This window comes from Hoyosella subflava DQS3-9A1 (assembly GCF_000214175.1).
Lineage (GTDB): Bacteria > Actinomycetota > Actinomycetes > Mycobacteriales > Mycobacteriaceae > Hoyosella > Hoyosella subflava.
The window spans coordinates 2,587,313-2,605,471 of record NC_015564.1; the positions used below are offsets into that span (position 1 = coordinate 2,587,313).

Annotated in this window: 19 protein-coding genes; 6 read left to right on the forward strand and 13 right to left on the reverse strand. The window is 62.7% G+C overall.

All coding sequences use genetic code 11. From position 1 onward, the window contains the following. Positions 1–29: 29 nt before the first annotated feature. The gene (locus AS9A_RS12220) at positions 30–242 is read left to right on the forward strand and encodes a hypothetical protein (protein ID WP_013807331.1); all 213 of its coding nucleotides are present in this window, start codon (positions 30–32) and stop codon (positions 240–242) included. Further along, positions 242–799, forward strand: coding sequence for a Clp protease N-terminal domain-containing protein (locus AS9A_RS12225; RefSeq protein WP_013807332.1), 558 nt, complete (start codon positions 242–244; stop codon positions 797–799). The genes AS9A_RS12220 and AS9A_RS12225 overlap by 1 nt, the downstream gene beginning before the upstream one ends. 8 nt (positions 800–807) lie before the next feature. On the opposite strand, the gene AS9A_RS12230 is transcribed toward AS9A_RS12225, so the two are convergent. The 9 genes from AS9A_RS12230 to AS9A_RS12270 form a co-directional block, all read right to left on the reverse strand. Further along, entirely contained in the window at positions 808–1,443 is a 636-nt protein-coding gene (locus AS9A_RS12230; protein ID WP_013807333.1) for an SRPBCC family protein, read from the reverse strand. Continuing rightward, a complete protein-coding gene (locus AS9A_RS12235) occupies positions 1,436–1,792 on the reverse strand; it encodes an ArsR/SmtB family transcription factor (RefSeq protein WP_013807334.1) in 357 nt (118 codons plus the stop codon). The genes AS9A_RS12230 and AS9A_RS12235 overlap by 8 nt, the downstream gene beginning before the upstream one ends. A 38-nt stretch (positions 1,793–1,830) precedes the next feature. Next, on the reverse strand, positions 1,831–2,310 hold the full coding sequence (locus tag AS9A_RS12240) for a small multi-drug export protein (protein WP_148262455.1): 480 nt from the start codon (positions 2,308–2,310) through the stop codon (positions 1,831–1,833). Between the two features lie 55 nt (positions 2,311–2,365). Continuing rightward, positions 2,366–3,250, reverse strand: coding sequence for an alpha/beta fold hydrolase (locus AS9A_RS12245; RefSeq protein ID WP_013807336.1), 885 nt, complete (start codon positions 3,248–3,250; stop codon positions 2,366–2,368). Positions 3,251–3,432: 182 nt separating this feature from the next. After that, the gene (locus AS9A_RS12250) at positions 3,433–6,255 is read right to left on the reverse strand and encodes an FAD-binding and (Fe-S)-binding domain-containing protein (RefSeq protein ID WP_237707810.1); all 2,823 of its coding nucleotides are present in this window, start codon (positions 6,253–6,255) and stop codon (positions 3,433–3,435) included. A gap of 54 nt (positions 6,256–6,309) precedes the next feature. Then, positions 6,310–7,788 carry an amidase gene (locus tag AS9A_RS12255; protein WP_013807338.1) on the reverse strand — a complete coding sequence of 493 codons (1,479 nt, stop codon included), beginning with the start codon at positions 7,786–7,788 and terminating at the stop codon, positions 6,310–6,312. 10 nt (positions 7,789–7,798) lie between these two features. Next, positions 7,799–8,671, reverse strand: a complete 873-nt coding sequence (locus tag AS9A_RS12260) for a universal stress protein (protein WP_013807339.1) — start codon at positions 8,669–8,671, stop codon at positions 7,799–7,801. A gap of 112 nt (positions 8,672–8,783) precedes the next feature. Beyond that, positions 8,784–10,184, reverse strand: coding sequence for a DUF2207 family protein (locus tag AS9A_RS12265; protein ID WP_013807340.1), 1,401 nt, complete (start codon positions 10,182–10,184; stop codon positions 8,784–8,786). A gap of 2 nt (positions 10,185–10,186) precedes the next feature. Then, positions 10,187–10,723, reverse strand: coding sequence for a LemA family protein (locus tag AS9A_RS12270; protein ID WP_013807341.1), 537 nt, complete (start codon positions 10,721–10,723; stop codon positions 10,187–10,189). A gap of 93 nt (positions 10,724–10,816) precedes the next feature. On the opposite strand from AS9A_RS12270, the gene AS9A_RS12275 reads away from it, so the two are divergent. Continuing rightward, complete coding sequence (locus AS9A_RS12275; protein WP_041451883.1) at positions 10,817–11,548, forward strand: alpha/beta fold hydrolase; 732 nt, start codon at positions 10,817–10,819, stop codon at positions 11,546–11,548. Here the strand turns inward: AS9A_RS12275 and ppc are convergent, their stop codons facing one another. Next, a complete protein-coding gene (ppc, locus tag AS9A_RS12280) occupies positions 11,549–14,317 on the reverse strand; it encodes a phosphoenolpyruvate carboxylase (protein WP_013807343.1) in 2,769 nt (922 codons plus the stop codon). Between the two features lie 196 nt (positions 14,318–14,513). Between ppc and AS9A_RS22715 the strand changes: the two genes are divergently transcribed. Together AS9A_RS22715 and AS9A_RS12290 are read left to right on the forward strand one after the other, a co-directional pair. Further along, positions 14,514–14,831: a hypothetical protein gene (locus tag AS9A_RS22715; protein WP_013807344.1), complete on the forward strand. Its 318-nt coding sequence runs from the start codon at positions 14,514–14,516 to the stop codon at positions 14,829–14,831. Continuing rightward, positions 14,828–15,358 carry a flavodoxin family protein gene (locus tag AS9A_RS12290; RefSeq protein ID WP_237707811.1) on the forward strand — a complete coding sequence of 177 codons (531 nt, stop codon included), beginning with the start codon at positions 14,828–14,830 and terminating at the stop codon, positions 15,356–15,358. Before AS9A_RS22715 ends, AS9A_RS12290 begins: the two co-directional genes overlap by 4 nt. Here the strand turns inward: AS9A_RS12290 and AS9A_RS12295 are convergent. Next, complete coding sequence (locus tag AS9A_RS12295) at positions 15,339–16,049, reverse strand: GntR family transcriptional regulator (RefSeq protein WP_041451056.1); 711 nt, start codon at positions 16,047–16,049, stop codon at positions 15,339–15,341. The genes AS9A_RS12290 and AS9A_RS12295 overlap by 20 nt on opposite strands. Before the next feature lie 62 nt (positions 16,050–16,111). Further along, entirely contained in the window at positions 16,112–16,339 is a 228-nt protein-coding gene (locus AS9A_RS12300; RefSeq protein ID WP_013807347.1) for an RNA-binding S4 domain-containing protein, read from the reverse strand. A 44-nt stretch (positions 16,340–16,383) separates the two neighbouring features. Here AS9A_RS12300 and AS9A_RS12305 point away from each other — a divergent pair, with 44 nt between their 5' ends. After that, positions 16,384–17,520, forward strand: a complete 1,137-nt coding sequence (locus AS9A_RS12305) for a lipase family protein (protein WP_013807348.1) — start codon at positions 16,384–16,386, stop codon at positions 17,518–17,520. Here AS9A_RS12305 and AS9A_RS12310 read toward each other — a convergent pair whose 3' ends face one another. Continuing rightward, positions 17,521–18,051, reverse strand: coding sequence for a type 1 glutamine amidotransferase domain-containing protein (locus tag AS9A_RS12310; RefSeq protein WP_041451057.1), 531 nt, complete (start codon positions 18,049–18,051; stop codon positions 17,521–17,523). It abuts the gene before it with no gap. Between the last annotated feature and the right edge of the window lie 108 nt (positions 18,052–18,159).

Genomic DNA, 18,159 nt, shown 5'->3' on the forward strand with positions numbered 1-18,159 from the left:
CGCACGCTTTGTCAATATAGATTGACACAATGACGGAAGCGACGGAACTCGCAGCTTCAGCGACAAGTGGAGATCCAGCCACCGGCCTGCGCGCGGTCCTCGCCCTCCGCCGCCTGCTCGAACGACTGGAGGCAATCCAGGTGGAAAACGCACGGCGCCAGGGCTGGTCATGGCAGGCAATCGCCGATTCACTCGAGGTCAGCCGTCAGGCGGTCCATCAGAAGTACAACCGGAGGTTGTGATGTTCGAACGATTTACCCGTGCCTCTCGTGAGATTGTCGTCGGCGCGCAGAACTGCGCTAGGGACCTCGGCTCCCCTACCATCAGCGCAGGACATCTGGTTCTCTCGCTCTCGCGGACAGCACCCGACCACCTCCGGGAGACGCTGCACAAGTATGGCGTCACGCCCGAGACCGTCACACGTTCGCTGGAGTCGGCGGGAGAACTCGGCGATATGGACTCCGAAGCCCTCTCCGCCATCGGTATCGACCTCGATGCCGTACGCCGCGACATTCGCAATAAGTTCGGTCGCGACATCCTGGATACCCCCGCGCCAAGGCGCGGTTGGCTCGGAAGTCTCCTCGGGCAGCACCTCGCATTTGCCGACGGAGCGAAAAACGCACTCGAACTCGCGCTGCGTGAGGCCCTAGCACGGAAAGATCGCAGAATCCGTCCGGAACACATCCTGCTCGGGGTCCTGCGCGCGAACGACCAATCGACGCGCGCATTGTTCGCAGCTCAGGGCGCTTCAGATCGCCTTCGGCTCGATATATACGAGTTCCTCGACGACGCGGCCTGACGCCGAGCCTATCCCGGGACGGTGGTGTAGAACGCAATCGTCCGCTGTGCCGCAGCCTCAGCAGCAGCTGCATCTGCACCCGCCTCGACATGCGCGGCGCCCCATCGATTGCCGCAACCGGTCATGAATGCGATTCCGTCCTCGGACATCATCCACTTCTCCGCTGCCGTCCGGTCCACAGCTTCACCGCTGCGCAAATGCAGGGTGAGACCCAGAAGCGCCGAGTCCCAGCCAACCCCAGTAGCGCCCGGGCCGTATTGCGTCCAATGGTCATCGGCCAGCATGGTGTGTTCAAGTTCGAGCTGTGCACGACCACCGCCCTCTGCCGGGCTGATACGCACCGAGATCCAGCTTACTGATTCACCGTATTCCCAGGTTGCGCTAAATCCGTGCGGCGGATCGCATGCCGTGATCGTGCCACCAGCGTTTCCCTCGATCTGGAAGGAGCCGCCTTCGCGCAAATCACCCGAGACCGCTGAAAACCATCGTGGTAGGCGTTCGGGGCTCGTGACCGCATCCCAGAGGTCCTTCACGTCGGTGTGATAAACCTGGCTCGCCGTGACGACCCGCGCATCGCCTGCTTCTAAAGTTCGCGACTCGACCGAGCGGGTGACTGCGTTGATCTGGTGCATGACATCAATCATTTTGCCTCTTTTCATCGCTGGTTCGGCGGGCACGCTTACCACGAGCGATCTCAGTAGCAAGAGCATCGAAATGGGGCTGCCAGTACGCGCGGAATCGGTCCAGCCACTCGTCGACCTCCTGCAACGGAGCCGTACTCACTGAGTACATCCGGCGCGAGCCATCCTTGCGCACCGCGGCAAACCCGTTGTCACGCAAGACTCTCAGATGCTGCGACACCGCGGGCTGAGTAATTCCATACTCGCGTTGCACGATCGCGGAGATCGTTCCGGACGTGACTTCTTCCCCCTCAGCAAGCAGTTCGAGTATGCGCCTCCGAACTGGGTCACCGAGAACATCAAAAGCGTGCACACCACGACGATACAGCGAACACTTATATAAGTCGAGAGTTAATTGCCAATGCCAGCGACGGAGACTCCTCCGAGGGTCAGCGCAGCGGCGACGATTGCCCACCCGACCGTGCCCGCACCCACCCAGACGAACGCTGCGCGCGGCCCCGTACCCATGCCGACCGCAACCGCTGCGGAAACCTGAGTGCCCAGCCCGATCGGTCCCAGTATCGCAAGGGCAGGCAGCCCCCAGCGCTTCATCGATGCCTCGATCCACCCTCGGCGCCGAGACTTATGCATCGTCGGGCCGTCGGTCACTGCCTTTCGCTCCTTGCGGGCCAGCCACCACTGTCGAATCCGCCCTCCAAACCAGGCTGCGAGCGCGACGGTCAGCAGGTTGCCGGTAACACCCGCAACCAGGGCGGTCGCGGGATGCAGTCCGGCCAAAATACCTGCCGGGATCACCACAATCGCCTCGAGCCAGGGAGCGGCACCGCCGATAAAAACCCCGAGTATCAGTACTGCTTCGCTTCCCGTCACCACTCCACCTCCAGCCGTCGACTATACCGGCTGGACGGTGCAGGAAGGGTGACGGTCAGCCGGTCTGGAGTTTGAGGCCGCCTTCGCTCGCACCGGCGGCGAGGAACGGCACGAGCGCCTCGTGAAAAGCATCAGGTTCGTCGAGATGCGGAAAGTGACCGGCCGTCTCGAGAACAACAGCCTCCGCGTGGGGCATGACCTCGCGGTGCCGTTCAGCCTGATGGACCGGAATCATCTTGTCTTGACGGCCCCAGATCACCATCGCAGGCAGGTCCTCGTAGTCAGGGAAATACTTCAGGGCACAGACGGTTTGCCCGAACGGGCCTAGGACACCTCGGGTGATACACAGAAATGCGCTGCGGGTTGCGGGGTCAGCGACTGTCCCCAGGCTGCGCCACACCTCTGCGACGCTCGCGGGCGCACGCAGCGGCGCACCGACCAGCGACATTCCTGCGGCGACGACACCGACCAGTCCGCGGACAACCGGGGACGCAACAATTGGCAGAACAAGCTCGCTACCGGGGAGGCTCGCCGCACGTAGCAGGGCACTTACCTCGGGCCCCAGCCCGCCACTGCTCACTAGGCAGAGGCGCTCCACACGCTCCGGGAACAGGTACAACATTTGCATGCTGACACCACCGCCGTACGAATGTCCGACGAATGCAGCCTTCTCGATGTCGAGGTGCTGCATCAGGTCTCGCAAGCTCGCCGCATGGGCGCTGAGCGAATAATCGCCCTTGAACTTGTCCGACGCGCCGCATCCGTACAGGTCTACGGCGATCACGCGGAAGTCTTTCGAAAGCTTGTCGATCTGGCTGCCCCACGACGCATGTGAACCAAGCAAGCCATGGACAAGCACTACGGGTGGGCCTTCGCCCACATCGACGTACCGCAACGCGTCACCGTGGAAAACCGCAGCCCGCAAGTGATGATTCGACATATACCGCTCCTCGGGAAAGCTCTGAGCTGACTCTCTAAGCCCGGACTAGAACGGCCGTATACCGAAATTCCGGAGCTTGCACACCTTACTGCGTGCGACGCCATTGAACGCCACACGAAGTTTAGTGTACACGTGTTCACTCAAGTTGTGCAGTCCCCGAGAGGCTCAGCGTGAACCGCGCGTTATATTTCGTAGTCCAGCCCGGCCCTCAGATACTCCGCCAGGTGGACCGCGTGGATGCCAGCTAGCTGGTCGAGCTGCGTCCTGCAACTGAAGCCATCGGCCACGACAACGGAATCCGGCAGCTTCTCGAGCGCCGGAAGTATGCCCGTCTCCGCCACCTTCCGTGACGTCTCAAAGTGTCCGTCTTCAAAACCGAAGTTCCCCGCGAGCCCGCAGCAACCAGCATCGAGCACAGTCGTGGTGGAACCCGTCTCGGAAAGCACCGCGGCGTCGCACGCGCCGCCAATTACCGCGTGCTGATGACAATGCACCTGAAGCGCAGCTTTGCCGACAACGTCAGGTATCTGCCAATCAGGGGCGTGCTCCCGCAGAAACTCCGCCAGCGTGTAGGTTCCCCCGGCGACTGTCTCCGCCTCCCGCCCGGGAAGGAGTTCAACGCCATCCGAACGAAACAGCGCTGCGCAGCTGGGCTCGAGCACCACCATGGGGATGCCGGACTCGACGAGCGGGGCTGCCGCTCCGAGTGCCCGCCGCAGCTCTCGCCGCGCATCATCGAGCTGCCCCGTGCTGACCCACGTAAGCCCGCAACAGTACGGCTTGTCGAGAACATGCACCGAGAAGCCCGCATCCTCGAGCACCTCAACTGCGGCCGCTCCAACGTAGGGCGAGAAGAAATTTGTGAACGTGTCGGCCCACAGCAGAACGGGCTTGCCGTGTTTCTTCCGTCCGCGCACCGAATACCACCTCAAGAAGGTGCCAGGGGCGAACGCCGGAAGCTCACGAGCGGGGTCGATCCCTCCCGTCCGCTTAATCAGGCTGCTGAGCCCTGATCCCATTACCGCGTTGGCCAGGCGAGGAGTCTTCGAGGCGAGCCGCGCCGTCAACGGTAGCCAGCCCATCGAATAATGCGACAGCGGCCTGACTTTCCCGTGATAGCGCTGGTGCAGATATTCGGATTTGTAACTTGCCATGTCGACTCCGACCGGGCAGTCACTGCTACAGCCTTTGCACGACAGGCACAGGTCGAGCGCCTCACCGACCTCCTCGGACTGCCACCCCTCGGTGATGGTTTCACCGAGGATCATTTCCTGCAGGACGCGCGCACGTCCGCGCGTGCTGTCCTTCTCGTCAAGGGTGGCCCGATAACTTGGGCACATCACACCACCGGAAAGGGTGCGGCACTTCCCCACTCCGATGCAGCGGTGGACAGCCTTGCCGATGTCACCCCGGTCCTCGTGGAACGCCAAGCTCACGGGCAGGCTGCGCCATTGGTTATCAGGCGAATGACGTAAGTCATCCGCCACACCGGCCGGGTCGACGATGATCCCCGGGTTCAGTTTCCCTCCCGGATCCCAGATCCGCTTGAACTCGGCGAAGGCCTGAAGCATGCCTGGGCTATACATCCGGCTCAGAACCGCTGATCGGGCCCGACCGTCGCCATGCTCCCCCGAGTTCGCTCCCCCATGGCCGGCCACAAGGTCGGCGGCACGCTCCATAAACTCTTCGAACTTGCCGATTCCCTCGTGGCTGGCGAAGTCAAAATCGAGACGCACGTGCAGGCAGCCCTCACCAAAATGTCCGTAGACGACGCCGGTCAGTCCGTACTCTTTGACAAGCGCATCGAAGTCACGCAAATAGCTGCCCAGCTTCGCGGGCGGAACTGCCGCGTCCTCCCAGCCCGGCCACGACATCGTTCCATCAAGTGCGCGCGTGGCGAGCCCGGACCCATCTTCACGGATTTTGAACACCGCACGCCGGATCGCCGGATCATTGACGGTGGAAATGCCTTCGAGACCCGCGGAGTCCGCAATCGCATCAGTGAGAGCCGAAGCGGCGGAATCGTCGCCCTCGACATCGATCAGCAGCCATGCCGAGCCGCGCGGAAGCGTCTCATCTGGCACCGCGTTCTTCCGGCGTGAACGCAGGACGTCCAGGATGCGGTCATCCATCCCCTCACACGTCAGCGGATTGTGCTGCAGGATCGTCGGCACTGCGTCGGCAGCCGCAATGGAATCGGTGAACCCAGCGATCACGAGTCGCTGCTGTTTCGGCAGTTCCACGAGCTTCACCGTCGCAGTCAGCACCACAACGCACGTACCTTCTGATCCCACGAGCGCGCGGCCCACGTCAAAGCCGTTCTCATTCAGCAAATGGTGCAGACCGTAACCCGACACTTGCCGCGAGAATCTGCCGAGTTCAGTACGCAGCTCGGCACGATGGCGACCGGCCAGACCGCGCAGGGCTTCGCGGATCGGCTCCGGCGGAGCACTCGTTCGCATGCGGGTGCCGTCGTAACAGAGAACGTCGAGATCGACCACATTGTCTGACGTACGCCCCCACCGCACAGAGTGTGAGCCGCACGCGTCGTTGCCGATCATTCCACCGATTGTGCAGCGCGCATGCGTGGAAGGATCCGGACCAAATCTAAGGCCATATTCGGCCACCGCAGCGTTCAGCACATCGGGGATGACACCTGCCTGGACCACCGCCGTGCGGGCTTCCGCGTCGATGCTCAAGATGCGGTTCATGTGCCGCGACAACTCCAGGATCACGCCATCCCCCACAGCGTTACCAGCGATAGAGGTACCGCCACCGCGCGTCGTTATCGGTACATCGTGTCTCCGGCAGACCGCAACCGCAGCTTCAGCATCCGCATCATCAAGCGGGAACACGATTCCTGCCGGTACGCACCGGTAGTTCGAACCGTCGGAGCTATATTCGGCGCGTCTGCGGGCTGAAAAATCAACCTCACCGCGCATCGCTTCGGTCAGGTCGCGTGCGAGCGCCGAATCGTCCGCGCTGGTGATCTTCTCTGCCGTCATCATTTCCAGTGTGGCAAGTGCGGGCCCGTCGCGCACCCTATTGGCATCGATCTCTCACACAGGTTCCAAATGAGCCCAGGGGCGCTCTGCCTCAATCTGATTCGCGAGGCTCAACAACAGGCCCTCCGATGCGAGGCCGCCAACGAACTGTACGCCCAGGGGCAGCCCCGCAGCGGTCCGGTACGTGGGCACACTCATTGCGGGCCGCCCGGTGATGTTCGCCAGTTGAGTGAACGGGACCGTAGCGAGATTCGCGAGGACCGTGTTCTTCCAGACACTCGTGGACGCGAACTTATCCGCAATGCCGAGACGCAGCACTGGCCTCAGCAGAGCGTTAAGGACCGGTGGAGTATCGAGCTGCCCGATCCGGACCGGAGGCCGCGCGATGGTAGGGGTCAGCAGGACGTCATACTTCTCGTGGAAGGCGCCGAGTTGGCGACTGTAGCTGTTCCAGCGTTCGTGGGCCGTGTAGTACTCCGTCGCGCTTACTGCACGCCCGACCGCGGCGAGTGCCTGCGTGTCGAGTTCGAAATCGTCCGCGCTCGCTCCAGTCTGTTTCTGCACTTCATCGACGGTTACTGCAACCTGCGTGCACCACATGATAATGAAATCACTAGCAAGCTGACGGCCATCGATCGCAGGCTCGGCCGGCTCGACTTCGTGACCCAGATGCGCGAGGAGCGCAGCGGCGTCGCTGACCGCCGCGACGGCTTCGGCATGCACGTCCGTTTCCAGCGGGGAACGGGTTGAGTAGCCGATCCGGAGACGGCCTGGGTCTTGTGCTGCGAGCGCGGCATATGACTGTTCAGGGCGCGCGACGAGATACGGCCCACCCATGTCAGGTTTCGCTGTCAGCACGTCGAGCATGACTGCGCTGTCGCGCACCGTCCGCGAGATGACCCCCTCGGTTGCCGCGCCGTGCAGATACTCCGCATGATGCGGCCCACACGATACGACCCCGCGGCCCGGCTTGAGGCCAAACACTCCGCAGCACGCGGCCGGGATACGAATTGAGCCACCGCCATCGCTCGCACCTGCGACAGGGACGATACCCGCGACTACCGCGGCAGCCGCACCGCCTGATGAGCCGCCCGCGGTGTGCGAGAGATTCCACGGGTTCCGTGTGACTCCACCGGCCTGTGGTTCGGTGATGCCTTTCAGCCCGAACTCCGGGGTGTTCGTTTTCCCGAAGATCACGAGGCCCGCATCAAGCCACCTCTGAACGACGGTGCTGTGCGCAGTGGCCCGGACGTGACGCAGCGCTTTCGAACCGCTGCCGGTCGGAAGCCCCTTGTAGTCCTGCATCAGATCTTTGATGAGGAAAGGGACACCCGCGAGGGCCCCAGAAAGTTTTTCTCGTGCACGCCGGGCGGCAATGCCATACATCGGCGTGGTCACTGCATTGAGCGGCCGGTTCACTGCCTCGCATCGCTCGATAGCGGCTTCGAGCAGTTCCCCCGGCGTCACGTCACCCGCTGCGACCAAGGACGCGAGTCCTACAGCGTCATACTTCCGGTATTGCGCGTAGTCCATGGCTCTCCCACTATTTCCTGCTGCGAACAACGAGTACCGGGCAATGTGCGTGCTCGATGAGCGCCGCGCTGGTCGAGCCGAGGAGCATTCCAGTGAAGCCGCCCCGCCCATGGCTACCTGCCACGATGAGGTCCGCCTGGCGAGAGTGCGCAATCAGATGGGGCAGCGGTGAATCGCGGACCACGGCGCGGCTGACCGGAACATCCGGGTAGTCAGCGGCGTACCCAGCGAGGCGTTCGGCGAGCACTGCTTCTTCTGCCGCAGAAACCGTTTCCCATGACAAGTCGACGTCCGTGAAAGCCGTAGACATCCGGAAGTCACTCCACGCGTGCAGCGCGACAAGTTCAGCGCCCCGAAGCGCAGCCGCACGGAAGGCCTCCGCGATCGCAGCCTCGCTGTTCTTCGTACCGTCAACCCCGACAACGACGCGTGCGCGTGATTGCACGCTGCGGGAGTGCTTCCTGATCACCGCGACAGGACAGAAGGCGTGCGCCGCCAGTGCAATCGCCGTCGAGCCGAGCAGCTGCGCTACGCCGGACTCCCCCTCGCCGGACGACCCGAGCACCAGCATCGCAGCATCTTTCGACGCTTTGATCAGTCCGGGACGCGCGGACTCGTGCAGTACCGACGTCGTGATCTGCACGCCAGAACCGGCCCCGCATTCGTCCTCTGCAATGAGCCGCGCCGCATCGACTTTCTTTGCTGCTTCGGCTTCGACGAGTGTGAAGAACGCGGGCGGCATCCACGCGGCACGCGAGGTGACCATGGCGGTAACAAGCTGAAGCGGGGCACGCCGAAGCACTGCCTCCCGCGCCGCCCACCGCACCGCACGTTCCGATCCTGCAGATCCATCAACACCGGCAACGATCGCAGCCTGCGTCATGTTCGCCTCCTTGAGTACACACCCACTCCCGAGACTCTACTGTTGCGAACCTACCGGCTAGGGCCTAAGGCCGCGCGCCCGAGGGACTTTCGGCAACTGCGCTGGTGTTACGTCATGCGAGTGTCCCGTCACGAAACCGGGACGACTGAACCACGCGGATTCCATACACCCAGCCCAGCCTGTGGCCTGCGCGCGCTTCGACGACGTCACCCTCAGTCAGAGACGACCAGGCAGGCTCGTCGATGCCCAGCGCGTTGACCCGCCGCGACGTGCCGTCATCGATCGCAACCCAATAACGGTAGGTCACCGAGTCACCTGAACGCTTGACCGCCCGCCGTCGCAGCCTGACGACTTGCCCGTTGATGGTGCTTTGCGAAGCCGAATCGCTGGCTGCGAGAGCGAGGCCGGCGACCGCAATCAGCGCGCTCAGCAGCAAGCCCAGAGACACGGGGTCGCCCGGCAGACCGGCGAAAGCTGAAAGCAGAGCGGTGGCGATGACCACTACCGGCATCGTGATCACAGCTGTCAGCAACGCCACACCCGCAGCGTCGCGCGGTGACCGGCCCCAGATGACCCGTCCGTGAGGGCCATCTCCGCGGTAGCGCACTTGTACGAGGTGCCAGAGTCCGCCAAAGTCGGACCAGGCCTGTCCGCAGTCTGCGGGCACAGCGATGGGAAGACTCACGACTGCCCGGTCCGCGAGGCCCAGCGCGGCCGCGTACGCGAGCTCGCGGCCCCAAATCGTCACCGATGCCGCTGGCTTGTCCTGAAAGCTCAACGTTTTGTATTGAGCCCGCACACCGAGCCAGTGCCCGGCAGCCCGCGCTCCCTCTGGTGTTCCACGCTCGGAGTTGAGTCGCTCGGCGATCAACATCAGCACCGCGTACACAATCGCGGCGCTAGCGATGAACCCGCCAATCGGATCAGTCTCCTCCCCCTCGGTGACGGGCATCAGCACCGCCCACGCGATTCCGCTCGTGAACGCGGGCAGTACCGCGGCCGCGGCAAGGATCACGTGATGTGATCGATGCCAGCGTGCCTCCGATAAACCCGCGTCACGCGATGCGTCACGGACTGCGTTGTCGAACTTTTTGCGCCACGAATTCAGCTGCCGGGATCCCTCCGCCAGTGCTCCCGTCGCGACAACACCATCAGCTGTCGCAAGACTCACAATCCGGTCGTATACGAGGCGCTCATACCGGTTCAGCCCATCGCGGCTGGACTGGCGCCTTAAACGTATGAGCGACAATTCGGGTCCAATGTGCTCGAGGCTGAGGACGCCACGAGCAGCAAGATCGAGCACCGTCGCCGGTGCAGCCGTCTCCCCCGCGCGGAAGCGTGCGGTGAGGAACGCGACCAGTGCGGGTGGCTCTCCCGACAGATCGTAGGTGGCCGCACCGGGCCGAATGGGCGCGGAGCGTGTTGACACGGCGAGCGCTGTGACAAGGCCTGCCCAGAGGGCGAACCCTACGATGACAGCACCGACGACGAGCGCCACGTTGATGGTGTCCATAGCTATGCCTCCAGCACAAATTCCTCGCGGGGCGCGAATCCGAAAATACCCGTCATCAGTGCAAACGGGGGTCGTCCCCGTTTCGCCATGTACCGCGATGCGGCCGTGTTGTAACGCAGGACAGAGGAGTCAACCCTATCCGCAAGGTCAACGACTTGCGCGCGCACAAACGTGACCGTTGGGTCGGTCGCACCAGCTGGATCCTCGGATACCAGTCTGAAGATATCCGCGAGGGCTTGGGAGAGTGCATTTTCCGCTCGTGCCTGTCTCAGCAAGCCTCGCCGGCCGATCGTCGCTGTCCGCGCAGCGTGGCGGGCAGTTGCCACATTCGACGCTTCGTATCGCGCTGAGCCGAGATATCGCTGGGTGCTAGCGAGAACGTGCGGCACCAGTTCGTGCCGTGAACGCAATTCAGCGGCGAGGTCCGTGAACGCGGCATCCGCTTCAGAACGAAGCCGCGACAGCGTTCTGTGCGATTGCACCGCGAGCGCTGCAGCGAGAGCAGCGCACACTAGAGCGCTGACGAGAGCAATAACCACGTATCAAGTGTGCGGGAACTGCGGTGTGTGACCCAGCCACCTTAGGGTGGGTTGATCGACACCCTGTGAGGAATTGCCGAGTACGTTATGGGCATGACTGAGGATGGCGACCGCGAAGTTGTGCTGCTCCATGGGCTCGGTGGTTCACCGCACATCTGGGACAAGGTCGAGGACGGACTGGACCGGGTATCAGTCCCAGCATGCGCCGTGGCGCTCATCGGTGGTGTGTCGATATCCGCAGAAGCATCACATGTCGCCCATGTGTTGCGGGACGCTGCGATCAAACCAGCGATCATCGTCGGTCACTCCATGGGCGGACTCGTCGCAACCGCGCTGGCCGAGCAGGCCCCCGAGCTGGTGGAACGCCTCATCCTCATCAGCACGTCGCCCACTCTCGCAAGCCGGTCCGGCGCCAGATCTCTGAGCGAAAGGATCATCAGGCTGCCGGTCATCGGCCCGCTCGTCTGGCGCCTGGCACCAGAATCCCAGATCCGGGCCGGCCTGCAGTCGATCGTAGGGCCTGGCGGCACAGTGCCTGATTTCGTGTTTGATGACCTGCAGCGAGCAGGCCCCCGCGGCACCACCGGCTCGTCGAAGGCGATCGACGCCTATCTGGGTGAGGAGCCGCTCGCGTCGCGGCTCCGCGCTCTCGGAATCGGCACTGATGTCGTGTTTGGCCTGGAAGACCGCCGTGTCGACCCACGTTCCCTCGAGGTGTACCGGGGAATGTCCAACGTCACGATCACCACGATCGGGCACGCGGGGCACCTTCCCCCCTGGGAAACACCCGACGCGGTCGTCGACGTCATCACCGAACGCTGGTGACTATCCGCTATTACGCAGCGCTGTCGCTAGCCCATTCATGGTCATGTGGATAGCGCGCCGCACGTACGGACTGTCATCGCCAGACCGGTAACGCTTCAGCAGTTCGACCTGCAAATGGTTGAGCGGTTCAAGGTACGGGAACCTGTTGTGAATTGAGCGGTGCAGCGCAGGGTTGTCGCCCGTCAGGTCGTCATAGCCGGTGATCGCTTTATACATGTCCACCGTCCGGGAGTGTTCCTCCCGAATCTTGCCGAACACCAGATCCCGCACTGAACTGTCCGGAACGAGTTCGGCATAGCGTGCCGCAAGTCCAATATCAGACTTCGCCAGCACCATCGCCATGTTCGACATCACCGAATGAAAGAACGGCCACCGCTTGTACAGGTCCGTCAGTTGTTTCAGCCGGGACTGATCGTCGCCCACCCAGGCTGTGAATGCACTGCCGGCGCCGTACCACCCCGGAAGCATGATGCGTGATTGTGTCCACGACAAAACCCACGGTATCGCGCGTAAATCCTGGTGAGACTTAGTCGGCTTCCGGCTCGCTGGGCGGCTCCCGATGTTGAGCGAACCGATCTCCGCGAGTGGCGTGGATGTTCTGAAGTACTCGATGAAGCCTGGGGTGCGTTGCGTCAAGTCGGTGTAGGCGTCGCGGGCGAGTTCAGCGAGCTCATCAAGGATCGTGTACGCCGCTTCGGCATCGTCGCCCAGCCCCTCCACATCTAACAACGTCGATTCCAGCGTGGCAGAGACAAGGCTTTCAAGATTCCGGCGGGCCATCAGCGGTTCCGCGTACTTAGCGGCAATCACCTCCCCTTGCTCGGTGATGCGCAGTGAACCGGTGACCGCTCCCGGCGGCTGCGCAAGGATCGCCTCGTAACTGGGTCCACCACCGCGGCCAACCGTGCCCCCGCGGCCATGGAACAAACGCAACCGGATTCCCACATCACGAGCGGCTTCCACCAGATCGAGTTCGGCCCGGTAGAGCGCCCAGTTAGCAGTGACGTAGCCGCCATCCTTGTTCGAGTCTGAATACCCGAGCATCACTTCCTGCAGGTTCCCCTGACCGCGGACCACATCCCGGTAGAGCGGGACGTCGAGCGTCGACCGAAGGATGCTCGCTCCGGCTCGCAAGTCGTCGATGGTCTCGAAGAGCGGTATGAGGCGCACGCTGCAGGACGGGCCGTCATCACTGTTGCCAGGATCAAAAATGCCCGCTTCCTTCAGCAAAATTGCCGCCTCGAGCATATCGCTGACCGATGAGCACATACTGATGATGTAGTGCGGAACGGCGTCAGGTCCAAGATCGCGGATAGCCGCCGCGGCCGCTCTCACAATCGCGAGCTCTCCGTGGGCGAGATCGCTCAGCTTCGCGTCCGGCCTGATCAGTGGTCGGCGTGTGCGCAATTCGGTGACCAGCACATCGACCCGCTCAGATTCTGGGAGCGAGCTGTAGTCGCGATGGACACCTGCCCAGGCAAGAAGTTCAGCGACGACTTGCTCGTGTGTTTCGGAGTTCTGGCGCATGTCCAGCCCGCACAGGTGAAACCCAAATGTCAGGACCGCCTCGTGGAGCGCTGCAAGGCGTTGATCAGCAAGGATCCCGTCGCTGTGTTTCCGCAGCGAGGTGTCGATCGTCTCAAGGTCCGCGAGGAGTTCCTCAGGGCGGCCGTACGGAGTAAGAGACGACTCAAGCCAGTGATGAGGCAACTCATCGAGAACGTCACCTGCCGTCGCACTGAGTCGCCCACGAATACCGCGCAATGCACGACGGTACGGTTCATCGGCGCGTGAGGGCCCGTCATCTCCCGAGGCTTCAGCGAGCGCAGCCAGCTCCGGCGTGACGGTGACGAGCCGGTCTGACATGGACAGCTCCTGCTCGAGAGCTTCGAGCTCATTGAGGTAATGCTCCAGAGCGAGCATCGAAGCGCGGCGAGTGGCCGTGCGCACGACGTCAGCTGTCACGTACGGGTTGCCGTCGCGATCACCACCGATCCACGAGCCTGGCCGGACCAGCGGATGGGTCAGCACGTCTGTCGCGGGCCAGCGCCGTCGCAGTTCGGTGCGCATTTCCGCGTTGAGCGCCGGGATGACCTCAAACAGCGACATGGTGTAGTAACGGAGGCCTTCGTCGATCTCAGTCTCGAGTTGCGGTCGGCTGAGCCGAATCACGGCCGTCTGCCACAGTGTGAGGATCTGGCGGCGCAGGTTGAGGTCGATTCGCTCAATATCTTCGGGCTCCAGATCCGGGCGTGCCCGTTCGCGCATCAACGCGGTGATCCTTTTGATGACCTCGAAGACAGTACGGCGGCGAGTTTCCGTCGGGTGCGCGGTGATCACAGGCGAAACCTGCGCGTCTTTGAGCAGTTCCGCGACGCGCCCCGCTGGCAGATCGGCGCTATCGAGTTTGCGGTATGTGGCGGCAAGACTGCTGTTCTGCGGCGCTTCGCCCGCCTTTCGGTGCGCCGCGCGGCGCCGCTCGCGGTGCAAGTCCTCTGCCAGATTCGCCAGGAGCGAGAAGTGACTGAATGCTCTGATTACCGGAATTGCATCCGCCGTGTCGATGCCATCGAACAGGGCAGCAAGTTCACTGCGGTGGATTTCGGATCTACGCAGCCGGAATGACTCCGTGCGCGCGGTTTCGACCAACTGGAAAATTCGCTCGCCCGCCTGCTCCCGCACGATCTCACCGAGAATTCCGCCAAGCAGGCGGATGTCCTCACGAAGCGGTTCAGTCAGTTCCCGGGGTGCGGTGGTCGAATCTGCCATCCCTCAAGTGTTAGCGAACTATGGGGTGATCCGCGACACCAGATCCACACAGTGAGAACCCGCCGACCTCCCAAGGGCCGAAAGTCCCATGAGGTCACCCCCTAACGGCCCTACACCCCACCGTCGATACGCGGTGTGATGGCAGTACCCCACTAGCGGCCCGTTGACCCCCAGCGAGAAGGAAAACCCGTTGTCTATGTGCAGCATCCTTGGCCAGGTGTCCCCCACCGCGCAGGAAGTTCCGCCCACACCCGCATGCACTGCCTGCTGGGATACCACGGCGCGCCTCCACCTGCAGTTCGGGCACGCGTTCACGCCGCGAGTGATCGGCGCCGTCCTCGGCGGCTGTCTCGCGGACCTCGCCGGCGGCTCGCTATACGGCCTGCCCGAGATGAGCGAGCGCCTCGCCCAATACCGGCTGACCGACGCAGTGAACAACGGGGCTGATGGCACTAACACCGACTGGGTTCGCGCCGGATCACGCCGCTGCCCATACTCCGCAGAGGATCGATGATGCGGACCGTCATCGTCTATGAATCGATGTTCGGCAACACCCGCGCCATCGCCGAAGCAATCGGTGAGGGAGTCGCGGAGCATTCGGACGTCACGGTTCTCAACCTTGACGACATCACAGAAGGGGCGCTCGCTGACGTGGACCTTGTGGTCGCGGGCGGGCCAACCCATACCTTCGGCATGTCACGCCCCCAGACGCGGCTCGACGCCGCGAACCGTCAGCCCTATCTCGTCACCCAGCGCGTATCACTGCGAGACTGGTTGCCCACGCTTGCGGACCGTGAGGCAGTCGTAGATGTTGCGGTGTTCTGTACGAAGGCGGCTGCCCCGCGCTGGCTGCCTGGTTCCGCGGCACATAGCGCCGCCCGTGCATTGAAGCACAGGCACATTGGTCTCGCCGCGAAACCAGTGGTGTTCCACGTCGAAGGGATGCAGGGCCCGCTGGTTCCGGGGGAACTGGATCGTGCTCGCGACTGGGGTGCCGAACTGGCACACGCGACGAAGGATCTCAAACGGCGTCGTCGGTGAGCCCAGCAGCACGACCGAGACCGGCCACCACGAGCGCCAGTCTCTCGTTGTGCTCGTTGGCTGCTGCCAGGAGGCCCGCACTGTCACGTGCTGTGAACGCCGCGAGCATGCGCCCATGATCTTCATTCAGAGCGGCGCGGTCCGCATTGCCGATATGCGCCATGGGCTGAACTGGTTCCGTCAGATTCCACGCGGATTGCAGCATATGCATCAGCCGCTGCATCCCGCAGGGAACGGTCAGCGCCTCATGAAATTCACGGCTGTGACGGTTGTACTCGCGGCCGTTTCTGGCAGCTGACGCCGAGGCACATTGACGGTGGACTGAGCGGGCTCGCTCAAAGTCGCGCTCGGATGCCGCGGCCACAGCCGCGGTCAGCGCCGCGCTCTCCAGCCCCCCTCTGATCAGGTAGATTTCGCGCAGTTCAGCGCGAGTCAACTGCGTGACGCGGTATCCGACGTTCCGGCGATGCGCGATGATGCCTTCACCCATCAGCGTTTTGAGTGCTTCACGCACCGGGATCTGACTTACTCCGAACGCGTCTGCAACTTCCCGCAGCGGAATCACAGTGCCAGCGGGCACATCACCCGACAAGATCACGGATCGCAGTTCGTCGATGATCGCGACGCGCTCACCCGCGTCATGATGCCCCAGCAAGCGTGGAATCAGCGGGGAAGGCAACCGGCGCGGCATGGCTGCAAACACTAGCGGCAGAAGTTGCCGTCCATTATGCGGTGTGGTTAAAAGCGTGTTTCTCAGTCATTGGAAGCCGTCGCACTCACCACGCGGACAGAGTCACCGCCAATCGTGACGACGTCGCCATCACGCAACTGCCGGCCCCGCCTGACCTCAGTTTCGCGGTTGACGCTCACATGACCATCGGCAATAGTTGCTTTCGCATCCGCTCCGGAATCAATAAATCCTGCGAGCTTCAGGAACTGACCGAGCCGGATGCTCTCATCGCGAATCTCAACCTCACGCACGCGATAAGTGTCTCACGAGCAAGGGAAGCGAATAAGGTCAGAGGATGCGTCGCACTGTCACGTCGTCCGTGCTCTCGCTCGTTCTGTTCTCGGCCAGCGTTTTTGCACTCCCAGCTGCGTCCGCTGAACCTGCATCCCCAAACGCGCTCCCCGGTACTGTCCTTAACTCGGCACCGCTTCCAGCCCATCTGTGGTTGCCTGGCACCGCTCGCGCTCACCGTCTCACCTACTGGTCGACCAGTGCTTCAGGTGATCTCACACCGGTGACAGGCGCGGTCTTCGTGCCCGAGGGCACACCTCCAGCCGGAGGATGGCCAGTCCTTTCCTGGGCGCACGGCACGGTTGGGCTCGGTGATGATTGCGCACCCTCGGTCGCCGGACGGTCCGAGCGCGATGTCACCTATCTCCGGCACTGGCTTGCGCAAGGCTACGCAATCGCCGCGACAGACTATTCGGGGCTCGGAACGCCCGGCGTTCATCCCTACCTGGTCGGAGAAGCAGCGGCCTACAGCGTCATCGATATGGTTCGAGCGGGTCGTGCGGTCGACGCCGACCTCTCCGCAACATGGGCAGCAATAGGCCAGTCACAAGGCGGCCACGCGACACTCTTCACCACGCGGCTCGCTCCGGCGTACGCCCCCGAACTCGACTTCCGTGGCGGCGTCGGCACCGGTGTGCCGTCACATCTGGAGTATCTGATTTCCGCTGCAGGCCCGTGGCTCCCCGACGTCAGCCAGCCCGGGCTGACGGTCTTCGTGTCGTACATCATGGCCAGCCTGCGCGCCACCTACCCGGATGCCGAAATTGATTCGTACCTCACCGAACTCGGCAAACGTGTCGTCAGCGATGCTGAAAGGCTCTGCTACTGGGACCAGCGCGAACGCGTTACCGGGATCGGTATCGGTCAGCTGTTTTCCCGCCAGCTGACCGACGCGTCCTTCTTCGCCGTGATTCGCGATGCGATGGAAGTACCCACCATCGGCTACGAGCGCCCCTTTTTCATCGCGCAGGGCGGCGTTGACTTGACCGTGTGGGCCCCGCTAACTGAACTTCTGGCGTCACAGCTACGAGCACACAACGAGCCTGCCACAGTGCGTTACTACCCTGCTGAGGACCATGACAGCACGATGGCAGCATCCCTGACTGACACGACTCCGTATCTCGCGGCACTCATGCGCTGATCAGCTCAGTGCCTCGTCGATCGCGGCACAGAAGTCCTCCAGGTCACCTGGATTGCGCGACGTGATCAGCGTCCAGCCGCCCTCAGTTGAGCGGACCACTGGCTCATCGACCCACTCGCCGCCGGCATTGGTGATGTCAGTGCGCAGTGTCTTGTATGAGGTTGCCTTCTTGCCACGGAGCAGATTCGCTTCAACGAGGATCCACGGGCCGTGACAGATTGAAGCGATCGGTTTTCCCGCCTCAGCGAAGTTCTTGACAAGCTGTACGGCGTCATCGTTGCCGCGGAGTTTGTCTGCATTGACGGTGCCACCAGGGATGATGATCGCATCGTATTCTGCGGCGTTCACGTCTGAAAGCGCTACATCTGCAGTGACTACCGCGTCCTTATCGGTGTCGTGAAGAAACGTTTGCACCGCGTCAGCTTCGGGAGCAGCGTGTACGGCTTTAACTCCTGCCTCACGGAAATGCTTCAGAGGAACGAGTAGTTCGTCCCGCTCCACGCCGGTTTGCGCGGTCAGCACCAGGATCATCGGCTTCCATCCCTTCAATGTTGCGAACTCGTCGTGCAACAGGAGGCTTCCCAAGATCTGGTGCTCTCACACATCCAAAGTAGGCGAACTTTGGGCACAACCTGGTTT